The following is a 23,675-nucleotide window of genomic DNA, read 5'->3' on the forward strand; positions in this document are numbered from 1 at the left end:
GGCCCCGCCACTGTCCGCCCCGTCCCTGCCCGTCCCCCAGGACGGGCAGGGGTGTCCGGCTAGGAGGCGCTGACGTCCGCCCCGCGGGGGATGTCCTCGCCGGCGCCGACGTCGGTGCGGTGGAAGTTCAGGTGGCTGCGCGACGCCGTCGGGCCGCGCTGGCCCTGGTAACGGTTGCCGTACTGCCCGGACCCGTAGGCGAACTCCGCCGGGGAGCTGAGCCGGAAGAAGCAGAGCTGGCCGATCTTGGAGCCGGGCCACAGCTTGATCGGCAGGGTGGCCATGTTGGAGAGCTCCAGCGTGACGTGGCCGGAGAAGCCCGGGTCAATGAAGCCGGCGGTCGAGTGCGTCAGCAGCCCCAGCCGGCCGAGGGAAGACTTGCCCTCCAGGCGGGCGGCAATGTCATCCGGCAGGGTCACCTGCTCGTAGGTCGAGCCCAGCACAAACTCGCCGGGGTGCAGGATGAAGGGCTCATCCGGGGCCACTTCCACCAGCCGGGTCAGCTCCGACTGGTCCTGCGAGGGATCAATGTGGGCGTACTTATGGTTGTCGAACAGCCGGAAGAAACGGTCGATGCGCACATCGACGCTGGACGGCTGGACCATTGCGGGGTCATAGGGGTCCAGGGCAATCCGGTTGTCGGCAATCTCGGCTCGGATATCGCGGTCAGAAATCAGCACTCTTCAAAAATAGCGCATGCCCTAGCGGCCGATTTCCGTCCGCACGGCGTAGAGCTCCGGGAAAAACGTGAGCTCCAACGCCCTGCGCAGGAATCCCGCACCGCTGGAGCCGCCGGTGCCGCGTTTCATGCCGATGGTGCGCTCCACTGTTTTGAGGTGCCGGAAACGCCACAGCTGGAAATTGTCCTCCAGGTCCACCAGCTCCTCGCAGGCCTCGTAGATGTCCCAGTTCGCTTCATGGTTCTCGTAGACGTATTTGAAGATGTCCAGCAGCGAGTCGTTGTGGACGTGGGCCTTGCGGACGTCGCGCTCCAGCAGCGCGGGGTCCACCGCGTAGCCGCGGCGGTGCAGGTAGCGGATGAACTCGTCATAGATGCTGGTCTGCGACAGCAGTCCCGAGAGCAGGGCGGAGGCCTGCGGGTCGGCGGAGAAGACCGCGATCATTGCTTCGTTCTTGTTGCCCAGCAGGAACTCCACGGCACGGTACTGGTAGGACTGGAATCCGCTGGACGCGCCCAGATCGCCGCGGAACTGCGCATATTCGGACGGAGTCAGGGTGGCCAGCACGGACCACTGCTCGGTCAGCGAGCGCTGGATGTGCTTGATCCGGGCAATGCCCTTCATGGCTGAGCGCAGGTCATCGGCCTGCAGCCGCTCCCGGACGGCGAGGAGTTCATGCAGGACCAGCTTCAGCCAGAGCTCGGAGGTCTGGTGCTGGATGATGAACAGCATCTCGTCATGGTGCTCCGGCCGGCTCACCGGATGCTGGGCGGAGAGCAGCTCATCGAGGGCGAGGTAGGACCCGTAACTCATCTTGTCGCTGAAATCGCGTTCGATGCCGGCTTCGAGGCTGCGGGTGTTCCCGTTCGGTTCCATGCCCACCACCGTATCCGCTGGGTGTGCCAGACTTGTGGTTTTGGCCCCGATCTTTCCAAGGAGTCCACCATGGAACCGGACAACACCCCCGACATCCCGGCAATGCCGCTGGCGCATGAGGACGCCCCGGCCCCCGGAGCGGCGCTGGAAGAAGCCATCACCGCCGGGCGGGAGGGACGCATCAGCAACCGCGAGGTCATGTCCGTCATCTGGACCTCGGAACTGCTCAGCGTGGGACGGCTGGTGAAGGAGGACGATCCGTCCACTTTCCAGGCAGTGGTGCTGAAGGCCCCGGATTCCGAATACTCCGTTGCCGCCACCTTCACCTCGGCGGACCGCATCCCGGCCCAGCTCCGCGAAGCAGCCCCCGTGGTGGTCAAGGCCAGCGGGGAAGCCACCATCCGCAGCATCGCGCCGGGCTACGGCATGTCCGTCAACCCGGGCCACGAGGTGGGGCTGGAAATCGGCCCCGACGTCGTCGCGTCCCTGGTGGCCGCCTACGAACAGACCGCTGCCCAGGCGCAGGATGGTTCGGTCCGGCCGGAGCGCACGGAGGACTGATCCCGGGTTGATCCCGGGTTGAGTGCGCTGTCGGACCCAAAACGGGCCCGTTAGGTTGCGTTATGGCCATTTGATGGCGGTTTTCCGGGCCCGGCCCTTGCAGTGTCAGTGGTGGAGCCTACGCTGGGGAACCTCACAAGGAGGGCTGTACCGTGACCAACTCGAGCGCGACTCATCCGACCTGTTCCATTGTTCCGCCGTATCTGCTGGCCCGCCTCGCGGCGGACCCTTCCCGGGCCACGGCCGCCGCGGCGGCACGGCGTACCCTGACCGCCATTGGCAGCGTGGAAGCGGCACGCTCGGTGCCGCACCAGGTGCCCTCCCGACCCGCGGGCACCGCCTTCGCCCCCTCGCTGCGCCGCTCCATCTCCGATGCCCTCGGCCTGGAGGAGCTGCCCGGCACCGTAGTGCGCTCCGAGGGCCAGCCACCCACGGGAGACCCGGCCGTGGACGAGACGTACGACGGGCTGGGCGCCACCTACCGGCTCTTCAGCGACGCCTACGGCCGTTCCTCCCTCGACGGCGCCGGACGGGCGCTGGACGCAACGGTCCACTACGGGCACAACTATGACAACGCTTTCTGGGACGGCTCCCGCATGGTCCTCGGCGACGGCGACGGCGAAGTGTTCCAGCGCTTCAGCAAATCCCTCACCGTCATCGGGCACGAACTCACGCACGGACTGATCCAGTACACCGCCCAGCTCACCTACCGGGACCAGGCCGGCGCGTTGAACGAATCCGTGGCCGATGTCTTCGGCGTCCTGGTGGAGCAGAAGCTGCTGGGCCAGGACGCCGGCAGCGCCAGCTGGCTGGTAGGCGAGGGACTGTTCACGGCCCAGGTGGGCGGGCACGCCCTGCGTTCCCTGAAGGCTCCCGGCACGGCCTACGACGACGACGTGCTCGGCAAGGACCCGCAGCCGGACTCGATGGACGGTTACGTCTCCACCACGGCGGACAACGGCGGGGTGCACATCAACTCCGGCATCCCCAACCGTGCCTTCTACCTGGTTGCCGCGGCACTGGGCGGGTATGCCTGGGAACGGGCCGGGCAGATCTGGTACGACACCATCACCGAGCGGAATTTCCCCGCCGACGCCACCTTCGCCGTCTTCGGCGCAGCCACGCTCACGGCGGCCGAAAAACGGTACGGCGCCGGATCCGAGGAAACTTCTGCTGTGCAGGCCGCATGGAAAGAGGTTAACGTCATGGTATGAGACTGGTTGTAGTGCGCAGCGGCGGCTTCGCGGGCATGCAGCGCACGTGGAGCACGCAGGTCAGCTCCGAGGAGGCGCAGGAACGCTGGCTGCCGCTGCTGCAGGATCCGCCCGAATCCGCAGACGGAGAAGCGGACCGCTTCACCTACGAGATTTCAGTGGGTCCGGCCGCCGTCACCATTCCCGAACGCCAGGTCAAGGGCCGCTGGCGCGAGCTCGTTGACCGGGCCCGCAGCGGGCAGGATACCGGTTATGCGGCGTCCGACGACGGCAACGGGGACCGCGGGGACGGCAGCACATCAGGCCAGGCACCCCGCGCAACACAGTAGGCGGCGTACGGGGCGAAGAATTCGGTAACCGTGCGGTTCCATGTAGAGTTAGGAACTGCGCCGGATCCCTTCGGTCGCTGCGGGCGTAGCTCAATGGTAGAGCGCTAGCTTCCCAAGCTTGATACGCGGGTTCGATTCCCGTCGCCCGCTCCAATAACGGCGGGAGTTCCTCCGCCGGCCCAGGCGGAGACCCTGTCAACCCCTGGGGCTCGAAGTCCGCCGTAATCGGCGTAGACTTATCCGCGATGAACCGGAAAATGTTTAAGTCCAAGATTCACCGCGCTACGGTGACCCATGCCGACCTGCATTACGTAGGTTCGGTGACGGTAGACCTCGATCTCCTTGAAGCCGCCGACATCCTCCCCGGTGAACTGGTTTCCATTGTGGACGTCACCAACGGCGCCCGGCTGGAGACCTACACCATCGCGGGCGAGCGCGGCTCCGGCGTGCTGGGCATCAACGGTGCCGCAGCCCACCTGGTGAACGTGGGCGACACCGTCATCCTGATCACCTACGCCGACATGACCACCGACGAGGCCCGCAGCTTTGTTCCCACCGTGGTCCATGTGAACTCCGCCAACCGCATCCTGGAACTGGGAACCGATCCCGCGGAAGCCGTCACGGCAGGCACCGAACGGCCCCCGCTGGCCCTGGACAACACCAGCGTCCTGGGCAACGCCACGGACCCCGGCAGCTCCGGAGACCCCTCGCCCTCACACGCGCACGCCGGATAACGGCTTCCGGTGCTGGGGGTACTCACCGGATTCGCCGTTGTCTGGATCATCATCCTCACCGGCTATGCGATCGGCCGCCTCGGCGTGCTGGGCGGGAACGCCCAGACCGTCCTCAGCCGGCTGGCCTTTTTTGTCGCCTCCCCTGCGCTGCTGCTGACCACGCTCAGCGAAGCCGACCTGCCCACGGTCTTCTCCCTGCCGCTGCTGGTTGCCGCAGCCAGCGCACTGGCCACCGCGGGCCTCTACGTTGCCCTCACCCGCTGGTGGCTGCGGCGGCCGCTGCCCGAAATGCTGATTTCGGCCATGTCCTCCTCCCTGGTCAACGCAGCGAACCTGGGCCTTCCCATCTGTGTCTACGTGCTCGGCGACGCCGCCTACATTGCCCCGGTCCTGATTTTCCAGCTCGCGTTCTTCACCCCCTTTTTCCTGATGATGCTGGACTCCGCCACCAGCGGGCGCCGCACCTCGGTGGCCGTGTTCGCCGGCCAGGTGGTGCGCAATCCGATTGTGGTGGGATCCCTCATCGGGCTGCTCCTGGCGGCCACCGGAATCCGGCTGCCGGAAATCATCCACGAACCGGTCAGCCTGATCGGCGGCGCCGCGGTGCCGGCCATGCTGCTGGCCTTCGGACTCTCGCTGGTGGGCTCGCGTCCGCTGGCTGCCCGCGGCGGCCGGCGCGCCGACGTCGTCCTCGCCTCGGCATTCAAGCTGCTGCTGCAGCCGCTGCTGGCCTACCTGCTGGCCCGCTTCGTTCTGGATATGGACGGTCACCTGCTGTTCGCCGTGGTGGTGACGGCCGCGCTGCCCACTGCGCAGAACGTGTTTGTGGCAGCCTCCCGCTATGAGGAGGGCCTGCTGGTGGCCAAGGACACCGTCCTGCTCACCACCATTGCTTCGCTGCCCGTGCTGGTCCTGGCTGCTGCCCTGCTGGCCTGAGGGTTCTCCCGCTTACGCCCCGATTTGTGTGGCGTAAATTACCATCAGGGCATATGGTCAAATCAAAGGCTGCTTAGGGTGTGCAGCCCGTTGGCTGCACCGCCTGCCGGGACCGGGGTGTGCGCAGCCGGCGTCTACGACGAGGTGGAGGCACAGAACCGATGCCAAACGACGCAAGACATTGGGGGCGGACGCGTAAAAGCGCCCGGGCTGCTGCGGGCATTGCCTTGGCCCTTGGAGCCACCCTCCTGACCGGCTGCGGCTCCGATGAGGGCGCAGCGCCAAAACTGACCTGGTACATCAATCCCGACGCCGGGGGCCAGGCGGAACTCGCGAAACAGTGCAGCGAGGCATCCGGCGGCGCGTACACGATTGAAACGTCGCTTTTGCCCAACGATGCGGCGTCCCAGCGCGAGCAGCTGGCACGGCGCCTGGCCGCGGGCGACAAGAGCATGGACATCATGAGTCTGGACCCGCCCAACGTCCCCGAATACGCCGAACCCGGCTATCTGGCTCCGGTGCCCGACGACGTCGCGCAGCGCACCACCGAGGGCGTCCTGGAGGGCGCCCTGGCCGGCGCCAAGTGGAAAGACAAAGTGGTGGCCGTACCGTTCTGGGCCAACACGCAGATCCTCTGGTACCGCAAATCCGTGGCCCAGGCCGCCGGGCTGGACATGAGCCAGCCCGTGACATGGGACCAGATCATCGAGGCTGCCAAGAGCCAGGACAAGTACATCGGCGTACAGGGTGCCCGTGCCGAATCCATGACGGTCTGGGTCAACGCCCTGGTCGAATCGGCCGGCGGCACCATTGTGGAGAACCCCGATGCCTCCGCCGATGAAATCAAGCTCGGACTGGATACCGACGCCGGCTGGCAGGCCGCGGATGTGGTGTCCACCATCGGCAAGGAAGGCCTCGGCGGACCGGGACTGCCCACCCAGACGGAAAACACGTCCATGATCCAGTTCCAGGGCGACCAGGGGTCCTTTATGGTCAACTATCCCTTCGTCTGGCCGGCCACCAACGCATCCGTCGAGGAAGGCGCCCTGCCCCAGTCACTGATCGACGACATCGGGTGGACGCTCTACCCCGCCATGAACAAGGACGAGGAGACCGCTCCCCCGCTGGGCGGCATCAACCTGGGCGTGGGTTCCAACAGCCAGCACCCGGACCTGGCCTACCAGGCGATTGAGTGCATTGTGTCGCCGGAGAACCAGGCCTACTACTTCTCCACCAACGGCAACCCGCCCTCCAACGAGGACGCCTACAACGACCCCGAAGTGACGGAGACCTTCCCGATGGCACCCACCATCAGGGACTCCCTGGAACTCGCCAAGCCGCGGCCCCAGACTCCGTACTACAACGAGATCTCCACCGGCATCCAGCAGACCTGGACGCCGCCGAGCGACGTAAATCCGGACACCACCCCGGCCACCAGCCAGGAGTTCATTCTTGAGGTCCTCAGAGGGGAGAAGCTGCTGTGAGTACTTCCGTTGAAGCCGTCCGGGAAGCCCCGGCGCAGTCACGTCCCGCCAAGCAGCCCCTCAGCGACCGGGCCAAGGCCGAACGGCGGCTCGGGTTCTGGCTGGCCGGACCTGCCTTCATCATCATGCTGGCCGTCACGGCCTACCCCATCCTGCTGGCCCTGTGGGAGTCGCTGTTCAAGTACCGCCTGACCGCCCCGGCCGACCGCGAATTCGTGGGCCTGGGCAATTACGCCACCATCCTTTCGGACGGACTGTTCTGGCGGGACTTGGGCGTGACGGTTTTGATCACCGTGATCACGGTGGTTATTGAACTCATCCTCGGTTTTGCCCTGGCCCTGGTCATGAACAGTGCGCTGAAAGCCGTCCGCGGCTGGCTGCGGACCGCCATCCTGGTGCCGTACGGCATCATCACCGTTGTTTCCGCCTTTGCCTGGTTCTACGCGTTCGACATCAACTCCGGGTACATCAACAGCTGGTTCAGCTGGGTCCCGGGCATCAACCCGGACCTGAACTGGTTTGCGGATACCTGGACGGCCCTGTTCGTCATCATGGCCTCGGAGATCTGGAAGACCACACCGTTCATCTCACTGCTGCTCCTGGCCGGACTGGCCCAGGTCCCCGGCGAACTGACGGAGGCCGCCGAAGTGGACGGTGCCACCTGGTGGCAGCGGATGTCCCGGGTGATCATCCCCAACATGAAGGCGGCCATCATGGTGGCCGTCCTGTTCCGCGCGCTGGACGCGTTCCGCATCTTCGACAACGTCTACATCATGACCAACGGCGCGTACGGCACCGAAGTCCTCTCTCTGCTGGCCTACCGGACGTCCATCACCCGGTTGGAAATCGGCATGGGCTCGGCCGTCTCGGTCCTGCTGTTCATCTGCGTCATCATCATCTGTTTCATCGCCATCAAACTGTTCAAAGTGGACCTTTCCGGCGCTCGAGGGGGTAACTAGTGAAGTCATCACCAGCCAAAAGGCGGATAGTCTGGACCATCATTTCGGTCCTGGTGATCCTGTACGCCCTGTTCCCGGTGGCGTCCATCTTCGCAACCTCGTTCAAGCTGCCCAGCGATCTGACCTCCGGCACGTTCCTGCCCACCAACTGGTCCACGAGCAACTACGAGCAGATCCTGGTGGGCGACGCACAGGGGCTGTTCCTGAGCAGCCTGCGCAACTCCATCGGCATCTGCCTCATTGCCACTTTCATTGCGGTCATCCTGGCCACGCTGTGCGCCTACGCCATTGCCCGCCTGGATTTCCCCGGCAAGAGGCTGGTGCTGACCACCGCCCTGGGTGTGTCCATCTTCCCGGTGATCTCCATCGTGACCCCGTTGTTCAACCTGTGGCGCAACATCGGCCTCTACGACACCTGGCCCGGCCTGATCATCCCCTACCTCTCGCTGACGCTGCCGATCTCCATCTGGACCCTGGCCGCGTTCTTCCGGCAGATCCCGTGGGAACTGGAGCAGGCTGCGCAGGTGGACGGTGCCACCACCTGGCAGGCGTTCCGCAAGGCGATTGTTCCGCTGGCGGCCCCCGGCGTCTTTACGACGGCGATCATTGCGTTCTTCATCGCGTGGAATGACTTTGTGTACGGCATCTCGCTCACCTCGACCGAGGCAGCGCGGCCGGTCCCGGCAGCCCTGGCCTTCTTTACCGGCGCCTCGCAGTTCGAGGAACCGACCGGCGCCATTTCGGCCGCCGCCATCATTGTCACCATTCCCGTAGTTGTCCTGGTGCTGGCGTTCCAGCGCCAAATCGTCTCCGGCCTAACCCAGGGCGCCGTCAAGGGCTAGTCCCTGCGGCACCCGGATGAAAGAAAAGGATCCCGAACCATGGCATCTATTACCCTCAACCACCTCGTCAAGAAGTACGGCGATGGTTTTCCGGCCGTCAACGACGTGAGCCTGGACATCGCCGACGGGGAGTTCATCATCCTGGTGGGCCCCTCGGGCTGCGGCAAGTCCACGCTGCTGCGCATGATCGTGGGCCTGGAGGACATCACCTCGGGCGACCTGCTGATCAACGGGGAACGCGTCAATGACAAGGCACCCCGTGACCGCAACCTGGCGATGGTGTTCCAGAACTACGCGCTGTACCCGCACCTGACGGTTTACGAAAACATCGCCTTCCCGCTGCGGCTGAACAAGGGCAAGTACTCCGACGAGCAGGTACGCAAACTGGTGACCGATGCCGCGGCCACCTTGGAACTGACCGACCACCTGGAACGCAAGCCGGCCAACCTTTCGGGCGGGCAGCGCCAGCGGGTGGCCATGGGCCGGGCCATCGTGCGGCAGGCCGATGCGTTCCTCTTCGATGAGCCGCTTTCCAACCTGGACGCCAAGCTCCGCGGCCAGATGCGCTCCGAAATCGCGCAGATGCAGCGGCGCCTGGGCACCACCAGTGTCTATGTCACCCACGACCAGACCGAGGCCATGACCTTGGGCGACCGGGTGGCGGTGCTGAAAAAGGGCGTCCTGCAGCAGGTGGCCTCCCCGCGGGAACTCTACGAACAGCCCATCAACCTGTTTGTGGCCGGGTTCATCGGCTCCCCGTCCATGAACTTCCTGCCCGCCACCTTGGACAACAACGTGCTGCGGACCTCCGTGGGCGACATCCGCATCCCCGAGGACAAGGCGGCGAAGGCCGCCGGCAAGAAGGTTGTGCTGGTGGGCATCCGTCCCGAGTTCTTCGAGGACGCGTCCCTGGTGGAGGAGAGCAAGCTGCACCACGGCTCGACCTTCACGGCCCCCATCACCCACACCGAGTGGCTGGGCAACGAGCAGTACGGGTACATCCACTTTGATCCGAGCCCCGAGGTGCGCGAGCTGCTGGACAACCTGGCCCGGGACATGGATGCCGACGAGCTGCGTCCGCAGGTGGTGGTCACGCTCGACGCCGCCAGCCGGATCCGCGGCGGCCGTGACGCCGAGCTGTGGCTGGACACCCGCAAGATCCACCTCTTCGACCCCGAGACCGGCGACAACCTGACCCGCGATGCCGATGCCGGTGCCCGCCTCACGGAGGAAGCCAACGCCGCCCGTGCCGAGGAAATTGCTGCCGCCCGCGAAGAGGTTCCGGCAGCCGCTTCCTGACCGCCGCAGTGACCGCCGCAGGAGCGGAAAGGCACAGCGATGAACTGCAGCGGAAGCAGCTGACACGTTGGCCGGACCGGGGAACCGATCCGGCCAACGCCGCTCCGGGCAGGTAACGTAATACCGGTGCAGGGAACATCACCGGTAATCAAGGCAGTGGCTGCATGGCTGCTTGCCCTCATGCTCACCATCGCGGCCGCCGTCGTCGTCATCTACTTTGTCAACGCCAAAACGTACGGACCCGAGCGCCACATCCGTACCTACCTGGCGGCAGTCGCCGACGGCGAGGGCGAACAGGCGCTGGGCATTCTCAACGCCCAGGTGCCGCAGGCCAACGCTGCGCTGCTGGATGACGATGCGCTGCGCGCCTCCGTCAAGGGACTGCAGATCCGGGATTTCGGCGACCCCGAAGACCTTGGCGAGGACCGGGTGAAGGTGCCGGTCCGGTATGCCTACGGTGACTCGGAAGGAACTACCGAGTTTGTCCTGGAGAACACCGGAAAGCAGTGGCTGTTCTTTGACACCTGGCGGTTCTCCCCCTCCACCCTGCCTGCCGTGCAGGTCAGCGCCCCCGCACTGCGTGAAGCGAACCTCAACGGCGTCCGGGTCACGCTGCCCGAGGGTGCCAACTCCTTTGCTGTCTTCCCGCTCTCCCGGGTCGCTGCCTCCTACGAGAGCCAGTACCTGGCCGCACCCGAGCAGCAGACGGTGGTGACCGCCGACTCCAAGGAGCAGCTGAACCTGGCCCCCGAGGCCACCAAGGAACTGATCTCCAAGGTGGATACCAGCATCCGCGGCTTCCTCGACGAGTGCACCGCCGCCGACCGGCTGGCCCCTCCCGGCTGCCCGTTCTACCACCTGACCAACAACCGGGTGGAGCAGCCCATCAAGTGGAGCATCGCCCAGTACCCCCAAGTGAAGCTGACCCAGGCTGAAGGCCGCTGGGTACTGAACCCGCTTACCGGCACGGCCCGGGTGACGGCCACCCAGGTTGACCTGTTCAGCGGCGACAAGAGCCCGCTGGTGGCCGAGGAGGAATTCACCTTCAACGCCGCCCTGCGGGTGGACGGCGAAGAAGTGACGGTCAGCCCGCAGGTCGAGTAGCGAGCCTCCGGCAACGCGAGGTACGGGACGCGGAGTCCGACGCGGTGCGGGACACGGAACAGAAACCACAAAAGGGCGGCGGCAGGGAATCCCTGCCGCCGCCCTTTTTATGCGGCGTGGCGCCGGTCCGGCTTAGTCCAGTCCGGTTTTAGTCCGGGCCGGTTTTAGTCCCGTCCGGCTCAGTCCAGTCCGCGCAGGTCCAGGACCAGGGCGGACTCCCCGCCGTCCTGCACCACTACGGGAATGCCCCAGTCCTGCTGGTACATGTGGCAGGCCGCGTGGTCCGGGATCTCGCCGCCCGGCTCGCCGTCGCAGGCGGCCGCGCGGGCGGTGATGTGCAGGACTCCCCCGTCCACGCTGTCCGAGAGCACGATCTCGCGGGTCAGGCCGGTGGCGGTCCCGCCGCCGGAGACCAGCAGCTCCTCCGGCGAGGCGGAGATCTTCAGCTGCGTGGGATCACCCCACCGGTCATCAAGCTTCTGCCCCTTGGGAGCGGCGAAGCGCACGGTCAGGGACATCGGTCCGGCCTGGACAGCGGTCTTGGGCCGCTGCGTCTGCCGTGCACCTTCATCCACGGACTGGGCGTCCTTGGGGATGGGCAGCCGGACCAGCTGGTGCCGGTTGGATTCCACCACAATCAGCAGCGGCTCGTCCGAGCTGCTGTCCACCAGGACGTCGGAGGGCTCGGCCAGGCCGCGGGCCAGCGTGGAGACGGTGCCCGTTTTCGGGTCGTACCGGCGCACGGCGCCGTTGTAGGTGTCCGCCAGGGCTACGGAACCGTCCGGCAGCACGGCAACTCCGAGGGGGTGTTGCAGGCGCGCGTCCGCGGCCTCGCCGTCGCGGAAGCCGAAGTCGAACAGGCCGGTGCCGATGGCGGTTTCCACCTGCACGCCGCCGTCCTCGTCCACGCCCAGGCGGCGCAGCGCGGACGTTTCGGAATCGGCTACCCAGATGTTCCCGTCGGCGTCCTCGGCCAGCCCGGAGGACTGGGCAAACCACGCCGCGTCGGCGGGACCATCAAGCAGGCCCTCCAGCCCGGTGCCGGCCAGGACCGCCACCCCGCCCGTCACCGGGTCGAAGCTGAAGATCTGGTGCGTTCCGGCCATGGCCACCACCAGGCGTTCCAGCTTGGCGGACCAGAGCACGTCCCACGGCGAAGAAAGCGAAACAGTCAGCGGGTCGGTGCCGGGCGCGGCAATGACCGTGGCGGTGCCGGTGCCGGTGCCGGAAGCCGGAGCCGGCACACTGTCGGCTGCGGTGGCCTTGGTCTGGTTTCCGGAATCCAGCAGCCGCTGCACGCCGTTCCCGGCCACGGTGGTGACCGTGCCGTCAGCGAGGTTCACGCCGCGCAGGCGGTGGTTCACCGTGTCCGCCACTACGACGTCGTACCCGGTCTGCCCGGCCACGGCGGACGGCAGCAGCGCCACGCCCTGGGGCTCGTTGAAGCGTGCGGTTTCGGCGGTGCCGTCGCGCCAGCCCTTGACGCCGTCGCCGATGACCCGGCGGACCGTGGCCAGGTCGGCTTCCAGCTCCACCAGGCGGTGGTGGCCGGTATCTGCCGCGAGGAAGGTGCCGCCGGGCAGGGCGGTGACCTTGCCGGGGAAGCGCAGGTCTCCGGCGGAGGGCTCTGCGGGAACGTAGGGGCCGTCCCCGCGGTGGAGGGTGCCCTTGGCCTCATGCTCCTCCACCAGCTCCGCTACGAGCGATTCCAGCCCGGCTGCGTGGCCCTCACCGGACAGGTGCGCCACGATGTAGCCTTCCGGGTCCAGGACCACCAGGGTGGGCCAGGCGCGGGCGGTGTACGCCTGCCAGGTCACCAGCTCCGGGTCATCCAGCACGGGGTGGTGGATCTCGTAGCGCTCCACGGCGGCGGCGAGGGCCACCGGGTCCGCTTCGTGTTCGAATTTAGGCGAGTGGACGCCCACGGTCACCAGCACGTCGGAGTACTTCTCCTCGAGGGGCCTCAGCTCGTCCAGCACGTGCAGGCAGTTGATGCAGCAGAAGGTCCAGAAATCCAGCAGCACGATCTTGCCGCGGAGATCCTCAAGGTTCAGCTGCCGGCCGCCGGTGTTCAGCCAGTTCCGGCCCTCGAGTTCCGAGGCCCGCACCCGGTATCCGGCGCGCACGGTTTCAGTCATTAACGATCTCCTTGGTCCGGGGTCCTGGCGTCACGCTCGGCCAGGTTTGCAAACATGTTGTTGTAAGCGGCGAGGTCGGCGTCATTATTCCGCTCGGCCGCCCGGTCTGACCTGCGGGTTTCCCGTGCGTCGCTCTTGGACCACTGGTAGGCCACGCCGATGGCGACAAAGAGCGTGGGGATTTCACCGATGCCCCACATCAGCGAGCCGCCCAGCTGCTGGTCGGCGAGGGCGGACAGGCCCCAGTCCCGGCCCATGTTGCCGAAGTAGGAGGCCTGGATGAGCGCTGTGCCGCCCATCACGGCCACACCGAAGAACGCGTGGAAGGCCATGGTGGCCAGCAGGATGACCAGGCGCAGCGGATAGGGCGCCCGGCTCGGCAACGGATCAATGCCGATCATGGTCAGGATGAAGATGTAGCCGGTGAGCAGGAAGTGCACCACCATTAGCTCGTGGCCCACATGCTCGCGCAGGGCAAAGCCGAACAGGTCCGAGTAGTAGAAGATGACAATCGACCCGGCGAAATTCACCGCCGCGAAGATGGGGTTGGTGATGATCTTCGAGTAGCGCGAGTGCACCCCGATCAGGATCCATTCCCGGATGCCGCGGGTGCCGTCCCGGCGCGGGGCAAGGACCTTCAGCGCCAGGGTCACCGGTGCACCCAGCACCAGGAACAGCGGCACCACCATGGTCAGGGCCATGTGCCCCAGCATGTGGGTGCTGAACAGGACCATGCCGTAGACCGCCGGCGCTCCGGAGGTGATGTAGGCCAGCGCGGCCAGGCCCACCAGCCAGCTGGCGGTGCGCAGGACGGGCCATTTGTCCCCGCGGCGGCGCAGTTTCACGGCGCCGATCAGGTATGCGGCGGCCAGGGTCACGATGATTGCCACCCACAGCCAGTCCGGCCGCCATTCGGTCAGGTAGCGCTGGGGTGTCAGTTCCGGCGGCAGGTCGTAGCCGGTGAGGATGCGGGCCGGGGAAGCATCGGTGGGCAGTTCTTCCGAACGCGGAGGTGCGGTGCGGCCCAGGGCCACAGCGACGCCGGACACCGCGCCCATGACCGCCAGTTCCACGGCAATGAGCTGCCAGAGCACCCGCTGCGCGGACAGGTCGCCCTTGGACCCGGACACGGGACCTGCGCCGGCTGCAGCGGGCGTGCGGGCTGCGTTGGAGCCTGCCAGGCGCGGAATGATCCACCGGCGGTGCATCAGCCCCAGCAGGCCCAGCAGGAGCGTCAAGGCAGCTTTGGTCAGCACCAGGGCGCCCCAGCGGCTGCCCAGCTGGTCCAACGAGGTGATCCGCAGGGAGGCGTTGACCACCCCGGAGAGGAAGACGAGGGCGAACGCGAAGCCGGCGAGGGCGGAGAAGCGGGTCAGCACCGTGCCGGTGATGGACCCGAGCTGCCGCGACACCACGGCGAGGACGATGATGCCGCCGATCCACAGGCACACGCCGAGCAGGTGCAGCCCAATGGAGTTCACGGCCGCACTGTGGTCGTCTCCCCCGGCCGAGTGGCCGATCAGGGCCGTCGGAAGCAGGGCACCGGTCGCGAGGATGAGGGTGAATGCCAGCATTCCCAGCGACCGGACGCCGAAGGTCAGGGCGGTCACCACGGCGGCAATGATGCTGATGGCCAGCCAGGCACGGCCGGTGGAGAAGTCCGTCAGGAAGGATGCCAGCCCGTCCGTGTACCCGGAGTCGGCGCTGAGCGGCAGGCCGGAGACATCGGAGTAGGTGAAGACCATGACAGCCAGGGCGGAGAGGGTCCACACCACGGCTGCTCCGGAGGCCAGCGCCAGGGTCCGGGTGAAGGCCGGGTGCTCCGGTTCAGCGGACGCGGCACGGTCGGTTTTGCGGCTGCGTTTGAAGTTCAGGTGCTTGGGCACGATGGCCACGGCAAACACCAGGGAACCGATCACGGCCGCCATGGAGATGTTCTGCACGGCTTTGGCCACGGGCAGTGCCCAGCGGGTCAGCATGCCCGGATCGCCAAGCTGCGAAGCTCCGGCCGCCCCCGAGAAGAGGAGCGCAGATGCCAGGGCTATGAAAACAAGGGCGCCGGCGGCCGCCAGCCACCCGGCGGGCACTGCCGGAGCCCTGCCTGCTGCACGCGGTTCTTCAGTCCCGTTCCCGGGCTGCGGGTGCGAGGCGGCGCCTGCAGGACGGACGGTGGGGGTTTTGACAGATTTTGGCACAGTACCCATTCTCTACCCCCGGCAAAAATAGGGCCAATCATTGTTGCCCCTCGTCGGCTGCCGGCGGGCCTGCCGGTTCATCCGGGTTCCGGACATACGAAGGGCCGGCATCCCCTGGATACCGGCCCTAGGCAGCTGCGGCCCGGGGCCGCTGCGGATGCTACTTCTTGGAGACAGCGGCCTTCAGCTTGGAGCCGGCGGTCAGCTTGACGCTGTGGCCTGCCGGGATCTGAATGGTTTCGCCGGTCTGCGGGTTGCGGCCCGTGCGTGCAGCGCGGTCGGTGCGCTCAACTGCCAGCCAGCCCGGGATGGTGATCTTCTCGCCGTTGGCAACGGAAGTTGCGAAGATGTCGAAGACGGCATCCAGCACGCCGTTGACTGCGGTCTGGCTGTTGCCGGACTTTTCTGCAACTGCGGCAACAAGTTCACTGCGGTTCATAGCCAATTTATGTCCTCCTGGACTCTGGGGTAATTCGAGCGGAACGCGGATGCGAAACCGCCGCTGTTTGGAAACTTACCAGCTTGGACCCCCAAACCCGGCAAAAACCCCTGCATTCTGCGGATTTTTCCGGTTTTTCTGCCGAAAAAAGGGCATTTTCCGCCCCCGGCACTGCCGACTCGCGCGCCGGCCTGCCGCGTGATACGGTCCCGCGCACCGGCGGGGCCGGCTTCCGCCCCGAAGCCCAATTAACAACAAAAAGGGCGGCCCCTTCAAGGGGCCGCCCTTTTTCAGCTTCAAGCAGTGCTTACCAGCTGGACTTCTTGATACCCGGCAGTTCGCCTGCGTGGGCCATGTTGCGGAAACGCACGCGCGAGATACCGAACTTCTGGAGGGTACCGCGGGGGCGGCCGTCAATCTGGTCGCGGTTGCGAAGGCGGACCGGGGAAGCGTTGCGCGGGAGCTTCTGCAGGCCGAGGCGTGCAGCTTCGCGGGCTTCGTCGGTAGCGTTTTCGTCTACCAGGGTCTTCTTCAGTTCGAGGCGCTTGGCAGCGTAGCGCTCAACAACAACCTTGCGCTGCTCGTTGCGGGCAATCTTGGACTTCTTTGCCATTCTTAGCGCTCCTCACGGAATTCGACGTGCTGGCGGATCTTGGGATCGTACTTCTTGAGAACCATACGATCCGGATCGTTGCGACGGTTCTTGCGAGTTACGTAGGTGTAGCCGGTGCCCGCAGTGGACTTCAGCTTGATGATCGGACGTACGTCCTTATCCTTTGCCACTACAGCTTCACACCCTTCGCGATCAGCTCGGTAACAACAGCGTCGATGCCGCGGATGTCAATCGTCTTGATGCCGCGTGCAGAAACCTGCAGCGTCACGTTGCGGCGCAGGGACGGAACCCAGTAGCGCTTCTTCTGAATATTCGGGTCGAACCGACGCTTGTTGCGGCGGTGCGAGTGCGAAATGCTGTGACCAAAGCCGGGGATGGCTCCGGTTACCTGGCAGTAAGCTGCCATGATCTCTCCTCCAGTTGTAGTAAATATGACGGTCCTCAAAAAACAGACACAAGGCGTAAGCGCCTAAGCACCTGCCATAAAGAGCGTCCCGCCACCAGTTTTGACACCGTTATTACTGCGACTTTCCGGAGGTTGACCTGGCGGGGTGAGATCCAGCCGAAGTGCCTCGCCGCGGGGAAGACGGTGAAGTTCAGGCAGCCGAACGGGGAAACCCGGCTCGACAGCCTTCAATTCTAGGTTTATACGGGTGGCCGTGCAAACGCTTCCCTGCCCCCGCGAAGCGGACAGATTAACATACACACGACTTAACGCCTCTCTATCCTAGGGCCAACGGGCGTTTCGTTCAAACTCACGGTTACCCGGGTGCCGGGGATCACGACGACGGCGCATCCACCTTGGAATCCCTGGCCACCACGGCCACGCCGTTTTCCGGATCGTGCTCTGCACCGTCCAGTTCGCGACCCTCCCCGATCACGGCCTGGGAGTCCACCACCAGGTTGGCGATCCGCGCTCCGGCACGGACAACCACGTCCTCCAGCAGCACGCAGGCGTCCACTTCGGCGCCGGCTTCCACCCGGGCCCCGGCACTGAGCACGCTGCGGCGTACGGTGCCCTCCACCCGGGCCCCCGGTGCCAGCAGGCTATCCTCCACCGTCGCACCGGCACCCACGTAGGCGGGCAGCCGGCGCGGGCTGGCGGAAAGGATCGGCCAGCGTTCGTCGTCGAAGTCCAGCCCCCGCCCTTCGATCAGGTCCAGGTGCGCCTGGTGGTAGCTTTGCGGCGTGCCCATGTCCCGCCAGTAGCCGTCCAGCCGATGCTCGGCCACCTTCTCCCGCTCCACCAGATAGGGAATCAGCTGGTCGCCGTAGTCGTCGAGCTTCCCGTCCCGCTCCACCAGCGTTTCCAGGGAATTGAGGAGGACGCCGGCGTCGTACAGGAAGATCTCCGCGGCCACCAGGTTCGATTTCGGCTGGTCCGGCTTGTACTCGAAGCCGGTGACCATTCCCTCGGACACCTCCACCACGCCGTGGTCCCCGGGGTTGTCGTTTGCCCGGGTAGTGACCACTGTGAGGGCGGCACCGGACTGCTGATGGGTTTCCACCACGTCGCGGTAGTCCAGCCGGTAGAGATGGTCCGCGCTGAGCACCAGCACCAGGTCCGGGTCGAATTCGCGGATGTAGTCCACCTGGCGGTACAGCGCATCCGCGTTCCCCTCCGCAAAACCCTCCCCGTCGCCGCCCTGGAAGGGAGGCAGCACCCGCAGGCCGCCGTTGGTGCGGTCCAGGTCCCAGGGCCGTCCGCTCACCAGCTGGTCATTCAGGGACTGCGGTTTGTACTGCTCAACAATCCACACATCACCAAAGCCGCTGTTGTGCAGGTTGGAGAGGGAGATGTCGATGAGATTGTAGGAACCGGCCACCGGCATGGCCGGTTTCGCCCGGTGCCGGGTCAGGCTGCCGAGCCGGCCGCCGGTGCCACCGGCAAGGATTACGGTCAGGATCCGGGGTACGCGCATTGCTTCTGTGCCTCTCGTCGTGCCGTCTTCAGTACCTACCACGCTAACAAGACGGCGCCCCCGGTCTCCAAGCAGCAGCCTGACCGGCTCCGGCTACGGGGCCTGGCGGGGACCGAGTATTCCGCTGTCCGGGCTGATGCGGGCCAGGATCTTCTTCCCGACGCGCTCCAGATCTGCCACATCCTCTGCGGTGAGACCGTCGAACACCACGCTGCGGACGGATTCCACATGGTCCGGGGCGAGCTCCACGAGCGCCGCCATGCCTTCGTCGGTGAGCGACGCCGTCGTCACGCGCGCGTCGTCGGGCGAGGGGGACCGTGACATCCAGCCGCGCTGTTCGAGCTTCTTCACCACGTGGGAGAGCCGGGACAGCGAGGCATTGGAACGGGCGGCCAGCTCGCTCATGGGCAGGCGGCGCTCCTCGGCCTCGGAGACCATGGCCATAACGTGGTAATCGAACAGGGTGAGCCGGGCGCGTCGGAACAGGTCGGCGTCGAGGGTGGCAGGCAGCAGACTGCACACCGCGTACAACGCGAGCCAGGCCTGCCGCTCCTCGGCGCTGAGCCAGCGCGGGGCGTTTTCGGTCATGCCGGCAGTCCTCTCCTTGAAACTTTACGTTTCAATCATCTCAGGATCCGGGGGATCCTCCAACCAACGTTTAACGGCGCAACCGGCCGGAACACAAGGCTCCGGCCGGTTGGAGGCCATCGGTGCAGCAGTACCGCTGCTTCCACGGGCTCCTGCAGTTGAGCGGAAGCCGTGCGGTTCCGCGGGCTGCGCGGTTTAGCGGGCGGCTGCGGTATCCGCCGTGCCCGCTGCATCCTGGCGGCCGTCGGCGGCACCGGCGCTGCCGGTCCCGCCGGTGCCGCCCAGCGTGTCGAACGGCAGCGAGTCGACGTCGAGCAGCGGGTTTTCGTCCTGCCCGGCCACCAGCTCACGCGCCTCGGCGTTGGTGTCCACGCTCGGCATGGAACCGGGCATCGGCCGCTGGGCCGATTCCTTCATCACACCCACGGCAATAGCGCCGGCCACCGAGGTGAACATCAGCCAGTACGCCGGCATCATGTCATTGTCCGTTGCGGTGATGAGGCCCTGCATGATCAGCGGCGCGGTGCCGCCGAAGATGGCCACGGCAAAGTTGTAGGAGATGCCCATGGCGCCGTAGCGGCTGGAGGTCTGGAACAGCGAGGGCAGTGTGGCGGCCAGGTTGCCCACGTAGAAGGTCACCGGGATGGCGAGCAGTGCCAGCCCCAGCAGGGTGGTGGCAACCGGGCCCTGGTCAATCAGCCAGAAGGCCGGAACGGCGAGCACGATGGTGGAACCCGCGCCGATCCACAGCACGGGGCGGCGGCCGATGCGGTCGGACAGCTTGCCGGTGAGCGGAATGCACAGCGCCATCAGCACCAGGACGGGGATGGTCAGCAGGGTGCCGTGGACCGGGTCGTAGCCCTTGGAATCGGTCAGGTAGGACGGCATGTAGGAAGTGAGCGCGTAGCCCACCGTGTTGACGGCGGCCACGAGGACCATGGCCAGCACAATCGGGCGCCAGTAGGCGCGGAAGATGCCCATGGTGCCGAGGGAAGCGGTTTCGTCGCCCGCTTTGGCGCTGGCTTCCTGCGCATCCAGAGTGGCTTGGAAGGCCGGGGATTCTTCGATTTTCAGCCGGAAGTAGATGGCGATGGCCCCGAGAGGCCCGGCAATAAGGAACGGAATCCGCCAGCCCCAGTCCAGCATGGCCTGCTCGGACAGCGCCAGCTGCATCGCCGAGACGACGGCGGCACCCAGGGCGAAGCCCATGTAGCTGCCCAGGTCCAGGATGCTGGCCAGGAAACCGCGCCGCTTGTCGGAGGCGTACTCCGAGACGAAGGTGGTGGCACCGGCATACTCGCCGCCGGTGGAGAAGCCCTGCAGCACCTTCATGAGCACCAGCAGCACCGGCGCCCAGATGCCGATAGTGGCATAGCCGGGCAGCAGGCCGATGGCGAAGGTGGAAGCGGCCATCATGATCAGCGTGATGGCCAGGGTCCGCTGCCTGCCGATGCGGTCTCCCAGCCGGCCGAAGACGACCCCGCCCAGCGGACGGGCAACGAAGGTGGCCGCGAAGACACCGAGGCTGAAGAGCAGCTGGGCGTCCTTGTCGGCGTCGGACAGGAAGACAGCACCCATGGTGACGGCGAGGTAGCCGTAGACACCGATGTCGAACCATTCCATGGTGTTGCCGACGACGGTGCCGCCGACGGCCTTTTTCATCATGGACTTATCGACAACATTCACATCGTCGACCTCGAGGCGGCGCCGGCGCAGCGGCGACCGGCGCGGCTTGCGCACCGCCTGTGCGGACGGTGATTCCGGGGCCCCGGAAATGTGGGGTGGTGCATCTTTCGGCATGTCGGCCTTCCCTCAATAGAAGTCAGCTGCTGGGAACAGAAGCAACCGCTCCGGCACCAAAGAGTGCCGGGCAGGCCTACAAGTTTAGAAAAATGCCGCCTTTCCACCGAATCGGGAGGCCCGTTTTGTACCATTTCCCCGCGGCAATGAAGCCGTTATCGGCAGATAAACAGGGGGCTTATTGCTGTTTATGTGATATAGGCCACAGGCCGCGTTTCAGGCGGGCAAAGGCGGCTGAATCAGCTCCGGATAGCGGGGGCTGAGGTTATCTCCGGAGGACACTCCGCGCAGCCGCCGGCTGACCCACGGACCGAGGTATTCGCGAGCCCACTGGGCGTCCCGGCGCAGCTGCTCCACCCGGTTCCGGGAGGGAAGGTTTTCAAGTTCCGGCAGGTCGATGGCATCCGTACTGCGGAGCACCTCCAGGACCTTCTTGGCGGTGAGCATGTGCCCGGCCGGGGACATATGCAGCCGGTCCACTGCCCAGTAACGCTCGTCCTGCAGGTTCTTCATCCGCCAGTAGTCCACCAGTACGGCGTCGTTCTTTTCCACGGCCTCGCGCACCAGCTCGTTGTAGATGGCCGTGCGGCCGCGGGTCCGGCCAAACACGGGGGCGTTGCCGGAGTCGAACCCGGTGAAGACCAGCACGGCGGCGCCGCTGGAGCGAAGCTTGGCGATTCCGGCGTCATACGCGGCCACAATCGCGTCAATGTCGACCTTCGGACGCAAGATGTCGTTGCCGCCTGCATATACCGTCACCAGGGTGGGCGCCATGGCAATGGCCGCGTCCACCTGCTCGTTCAGGACCTGGTGCAGCTTTTTGCCCCGGATGGCCAGGTTCGCATATCCCCAGGAGCTGTCTGCCAGGACCAGCTGCTCGGCCACCCGGTCCGCCCAACCGCGGACGCCGTTGGGGCGGGTTTCGTCGTCGTCACCCACCCCTTCCGTAAACGAATCTCCCAGGGCCACGTATCGCTGCGTAAAGTTCACCCCCACAGGTTACAAGCCCCCGGCCCGTCCCCTTGACGCAGCCCCGGGCTAGACTCGGAACAAAACTCGTTCGCATGCTTACGTTAAGGACACCATGACCAGCCCAGAGACGCAGGCACGGCAACGCGCCGCTGTCATTGTGAACCCCACCAAAAAGACGGATTTCGACGTCCGCGTCCGCGTGGCCGAAATCTGCGCGGATGAAGGCTGGGATGAACCGCTGTTCTTCGAAACCGAGGCGGAGGACCCGGGGCATTCCATGACCCGCAAGGCCATGGACGCCGGCGTCGACCTGGTCATTGCGGCGGGCGGTGACGGCACCGTGCGCTGCGTTGCCGCGGAGCTGGCCGGCACCTCCACCCCCATGGGCCTGCTGCCGCTGGGCACCGGAAACCTGCTGGCACGGAACCTGGACATCGGCGTCGACGATCCCGAGCAGGCAGTCCGGGCCGCTCTGAACGGCACCGAACGGCGCATTGACGTTGTCCACGTGACCGTGGATGAAGCGGTGGACAGCGACACCTTCCTGGTGATGGCCGGACTGGGCTACGACGCCGGCATGATGGCGGACACCAAGGACGTGCTCAAGGACAAGATCGGCTGGCTGGCCTATGTGGACGCCGGCATCCGGAACCTGCCGGGCAAACCGGTGAAGACCACCATCTCGATTGACGGCGGCAAGCCGATCCACCGCCGGCTGCGCAGCGTCATGGGCGGAAACTGCGGGAAAATCACCGGCGGGCTGGAGATTTTCCCCGGCGCCAAGCTGGATGACGGACTGCTGGACATCCTGACCCTGGCGCCCAAGGGCAAGCTGGGCTGGCTCGGCGTGGTGACCGGGCTGCTGCGACGCGGCAAGGGCAGCTCCACCGCGGTGGAGTACTACCAGTGCAAGCGGGCCGAAATATGGACCGAATCCCCGCTCGACTTCGAGATGGACGGCGACCATCTGGGCAACGCCACCCACATCCTGTTCGAGATGGAAGCCAACGCCCTGCGCATCCGCATGCCCTACGGCAAGAAGGATCCGGCCGTCCTCAGCAACCCGGTGCCGTAGCCAGCCCTACAACCAGGCCATGGGGTCCGTGTACTCCCCGTTGCGCAGCACCTCGTAGTGCAGGTGCGGGCCGGTGGAGTTGCCGGTGCTGCCCACTCCGGCGATGACGGTGCCGGCCTCCACTGCCTGGCCCACGCCCACGTCAATGCTGTTGAGGTGGTTGTAGGTGGTCTGCAGGCCGTCGCCGTGGTCGATCACCACCCGCAGCCCGCCGCCTCCGGTGGTGTGCCAGCCGGCTTCCACCACGGTGCCCGCGGCCGACGCCTTCACCGGCGTCCCGGTCACGGCTCCGAAATCGGTGCCCGTGTGGAACTCCGGATACCCCGGATACAGCGGGTTGTCGCGGTAGCCAAACGGGGAGGTGAGCACCAGGCTGTCCAGCGGTGCCACCGGCCCCTGCGGGGCAGGTTCTTCAGCCGCAGCGGGGGCAGCCTCTTCGGCGGGCGCGGGCTCCGCTGCCGGAGGGGCCGCGGCAGGTTCCGCGGCCTGGGCAGGTGCCGCGGCGCCGTCGTCCGCCTCAAGCGTTGTGGTGACGGACTGGCGTTCCAGCCGAAGCTCGGGTTGCGCCATGCCTGCCGTTCCGCCCACCGCGCCGGCTATCACGACGGCGGCGGCCACGCCCAGCGCGCCCGTCCGGTGCGTGGGAGTGTCGTTCTCCCGGACCCACTCCCGGGCCCGGACCTGTAAGTCCTTCGCATGTTCCCGGGCCTGCTCCTTGGCGCGGGCTCCCGCTTCCCGGGCGTCGGCCGCAAGATGGCGGGGCCTCCGCAGCGCGGCGTGCTCGCCCGGGGGACGCCGTTCCACCAGGTGCGCCGCCCGTTCCCGGACCTTGTGCAAGGTAGAGAGCAGCATCCTGGCGGAGACGGTTTCGTAGGCTTGCGCTGGTTCCAAAAAGTGCTCGCTCAACAATCACCC

At 66.2% G+C, this 23,675-nt stretch carries 23 protein-coding genes, 1 tRNA gene and 1 pseudogene; 12 read left to right on the top strand and 13 right to left on the bottom strand.

The window, feature by feature from the left end; all coding sequences use genetic code 11:
• Positions 1-59 precede the first annotated feature (59 nt).
• On the bottom strand, positions 60-680 hold the full coding sequence (gene dcd / locus AC5RUF_RS13465) for a dCTP deaminase (protein ID WP_493998411.1): 621 nt from the start codon (positions 678-680) through the stop codon (positions 60-62).
• A gap of 21 nt (positions 681-701) precedes the next feature.
• Positions 702-1,556 (bottom strand): tryptophan 2,3-dioxygenase, encoded by an 855-nt coding sequence (locus AC5RUF_RS13470; protein ID WP_493998412.1) that lies wholly within the window; start codon positions 1,554-1,556, stop codon positions 702-704.
• Positions 1,557-1,625: 69 nt separating this feature from the next.
• On the opposite strand from AC5RUF_RS13470, the gene AC5RUF_RS13475 reads away from it, so the two are divergent.
• The 11 genes and pseudogenes from AC5RUF_RS13475 (at position 1,626) to AC5RUF_RS13525 (ending at position 11,018) form a co-directional block, all read left to right on the top strand.
• A complete protein-coding gene (locus tag AC5RUF_RS13475; protein ID WP_494130909.1) occupies positions 1,626-2,117 on the top strand; it encodes an SseB family protein in 492 nt (163 codons plus the stop codon).
• A 152-nt stretch (positions 2,118-2,269) separates the two neighbouring features.
• Complete coding sequence (locus AC5RUF_RS13480; protein WP_494130910.1) at positions 2,270-3,331, top strand: M4 family metallopeptidase; 1,062 nt, start codon at positions 2,270-2,272, stop codon at positions 3,329-3,331.
• The gene (locus AC5RUF_RS13485) at positions 3,328-3,660 is read left to right on the top strand and encodes a protealysin inhibitor emfourin (RefSeq protein ID WP_494130911.1); all 333 of its coding nucleotides are present in this window, start codon (positions 3,328-3,330) and stop codon (positions 3,658-3,660) included. The genes AC5RUF_RS13480 and AC5RUF_RS13485 overlap by 4 nt, the downstream gene beginning before the upstream one ends.
• Positions 3,661-3,739: 79 nt before the next feature.
• Positions 3,740-3,813 (top strand) — tRNA-Gly (locus AC5RUF_RS13490).
• A 92-nt stretch (positions 3,814-3,905) separates the two neighbouring features.
• A pseudogene (gene panD, locus AC5RUF_RS13495) lies at positions 3,906-4,331 on the top strand (aspartate 1-decarboxylase); the annotation flags it as partial.
• 72 nt (positions 4,332-4,403) lie between these two features.
• Entirely contained in the window at positions 4,404-5,330 is a 927-nt protein-coding gene (locus AC5RUF_RS13500) for an AEC family transporter (protein WP_494130912.1), read from the top strand.
• A gap of 161 nt (positions 5,331-5,491) precedes the next feature.
• Complete coding sequence (locus AC5RUF_RS13505; RefSeq protein WP_494130913.1) at positions 5,492-6,814, top strand: extracellular solute-binding protein; 1,323 nt, start codon at positions 5,492-5,494, stop codon at positions 6,812-6,814.
• A complete protein-coding gene (locus AC5RUF_RS13510) occupies positions 6,811-7,773 on the top strand; it encodes a carbohydrate ABC transporter permease (RefSeq protein ID WP_494130914.1) in 963 nt (320 codons plus the stop codon). The genes AC5RUF_RS13505 and AC5RUF_RS13510 overlap by 4 nt, the downstream gene beginning before the upstream one ends.
• Positions 7,773-8,615: a carbohydrate ABC transporter permease gene (locus AC5RUF_RS13515; RefSeq protein WP_493996984.1), complete on the top strand. Its 843-nt coding sequence runs from the start codon at positions 7,773-7,775 to the stop codon at positions 8,613-8,615. The genes AC5RUF_RS13510 and AC5RUF_RS13515 overlap by 1 nt, the downstream gene beginning before the upstream one ends.
• A 39-nt stretch (positions 8,616-8,654) precedes the next feature.
• A complete protein-coding gene (locus tag AC5RUF_RS13520; RefSeq protein WP_494130915.1) occupies positions 8,655-9,914 on the top strand; it encodes an ABC transporter ATP-binding protein in 1,260 nt (419 codons plus the stop codon).
• 126 nt (positions 9,915-10,040) lie between these two features.
• On the top strand, positions 10,041-11,018 hold the full coding sequence (locus tag AC5RUF_RS13525; RefSeq protein ID WP_494130916.1) for a hypothetical protein: 978 nt from the start codon (positions 10,041-10,043) through the stop codon (positions 11,016-11,018).
• Between the two features lie 179 nt (positions 11,019-11,197).
• Here AC5RUF_RS13525 and AC5RUF_RS13530 read toward each other — a convergent pair whose 3' ends face one another.
• From AC5RUF_RS13530 to AC5RUF_RS13575, 10 genes are all read right to left on the bottom strand, one after another.
• On the bottom strand, positions 11,198-13,156 hold the full coding sequence (locus AC5RUF_RS13530) for an NHL domain-containing thioredoxin family protein (protein WP_494130917.1): 1,959 nt from the start codon (positions 13,154-13,156) through the stop codon (positions 11,198-11,200).
• Positions 13,156-15,360 (bottom strand): bifunctional copper resistance protein CopD/cytochrome c oxidase assembly protein, encoded by a 2,205-nt coding sequence (locus tag AC5RUF_RS13535; protein WP_494130918.1) that lies wholly within the window; start codon positions 15,358-15,360, stop codon positions 13,156-13,158. The genes AC5RUF_RS13530 and AC5RUF_RS13535 overlap by 1 nt, the downstream gene beginning before the upstream one ends.
• A 151-nt stretch (positions 15,361-15,511) precedes the next feature.
• Positions 15,512-15,796, bottom strand: coding sequence for an HU family DNA-binding protein (locus AC5RUF_RS13540; protein ID WP_269436319.1), 285 nt, complete (start codon positions 15,794-15,796; stop codon positions 15,512-15,514).
• 301 nt (positions 15,797-16,097) lie between these two features.
• Positions 16,098-16,403, bottom strand: a complete 306-nt coding sequence (gene rpsN, locus AC5RUF_RS13545) for a 30S ribosomal protein S14 (protein ID WP_227902692.1) — start codon at positions 16,401-16,403, stop codon at positions 16,098-16,100.
• Between the two features lie 2 nt (positions 16,404-16,405).
• Positions 16,406-16,573, bottom strand: a complete 168-nt coding sequence (gene rpmG, locus AC5RUF_RS13550; protein ID WP_013602737.1) for a 50S ribosomal protein L33 — start codon at positions 16,571-16,573, stop codon at positions 16,406-16,408.
• On the bottom strand, positions 16,573-16,809 hold the full coding sequence (gene rpmB / locus AC5RUF_RS13555; RefSeq protein WP_493998155.1) for a 50S ribosomal protein L28: 237 nt from the start codon (positions 16,807-16,809) through the stop codon (positions 16,573-16,575). Before rpmB ends, rpmG begins: the two co-directional genes overlap by 1 nt.
• A gap of 373 nt (positions 16,810-17,182) precedes the next feature.
• Positions 17,183-18,325, bottom strand: coding sequence for a glucose-1-phosphate adenylyltransferase family protein (locus AC5RUF_RS13560; RefSeq protein ID WP_494130919.1), 1,143 nt, complete (start codon positions 18,323-18,325; stop codon positions 17,183-17,185).
• A 93-nt stretch (positions 18,326-18,418) separates the two neighbouring features.
• On the bottom strand, positions 18,419-18,913 hold the full coding sequence (locus AC5RUF_RS13565; protein ID WP_493998735.1) for a MarR family winged helix-turn-helix transcriptional regulator: 495 nt from the start codon (positions 18,911-18,913) through the stop codon (positions 18,419-18,421).
• A gap of 195 nt (positions 18,914-19,108) precedes the next feature.
• Positions 19,109-20,713: an MFS transporter gene (locus AC5RUF_RS13570; RefSeq protein ID WP_494130920.1), complete on the bottom strand. Its 1,605-nt coding sequence runs from the start codon at positions 20,711-20,713 to the stop codon at positions 19,109-19,111.
• A gap of 216 nt (positions 20,714-20,929) precedes the next feature.
• Positions 20,930-21,703, bottom strand: coding sequence for an SGNH/GDSL hydrolase family protein (locus AC5RUF_RS13575; protein WP_494130921.1), 774 nt, complete (start codon positions 21,701-21,703; stop codon positions 20,930-20,932).
• Between the two features lie 94 nt (positions 21,704-21,797).
• On the opposite strand from AC5RUF_RS13575, the gene AC5RUF_RS13580 reads away from it, so the two are divergent.
• Entirely contained in the window at positions 21,798-22,760 is a 963-nt protein-coding gene (locus tag AC5RUF_RS13580; protein ID WP_493997837.1) for a diacylglycerol/lipid kinase family protein, read from the top strand.
• Between the two features lie 6 nt (positions 22,761-22,766).
• Here AC5RUF_RS13580 and AC5RUF_RS13585 read toward each other — a convergent pair whose 3' ends face one another.
• Positions 22,767-23,651 carry a peptidoglycan DD-metalloendopeptidase family protein gene (locus AC5RUF_RS13585; protein ID WP_494130922.1) on the bottom strand — a complete coding sequence of 295 codons (885 nt, stop codon included), beginning with the start codon at positions 23,649-23,651 and terminating at the stop codon, positions 22,767-22,769.
• Positions 23,652-23,675: the final 24 nt, after the last annotated feature.

The sequence above is a fragment of the Arthrobacter sp. Y3224198 genome (assembly GCF_059090025.1).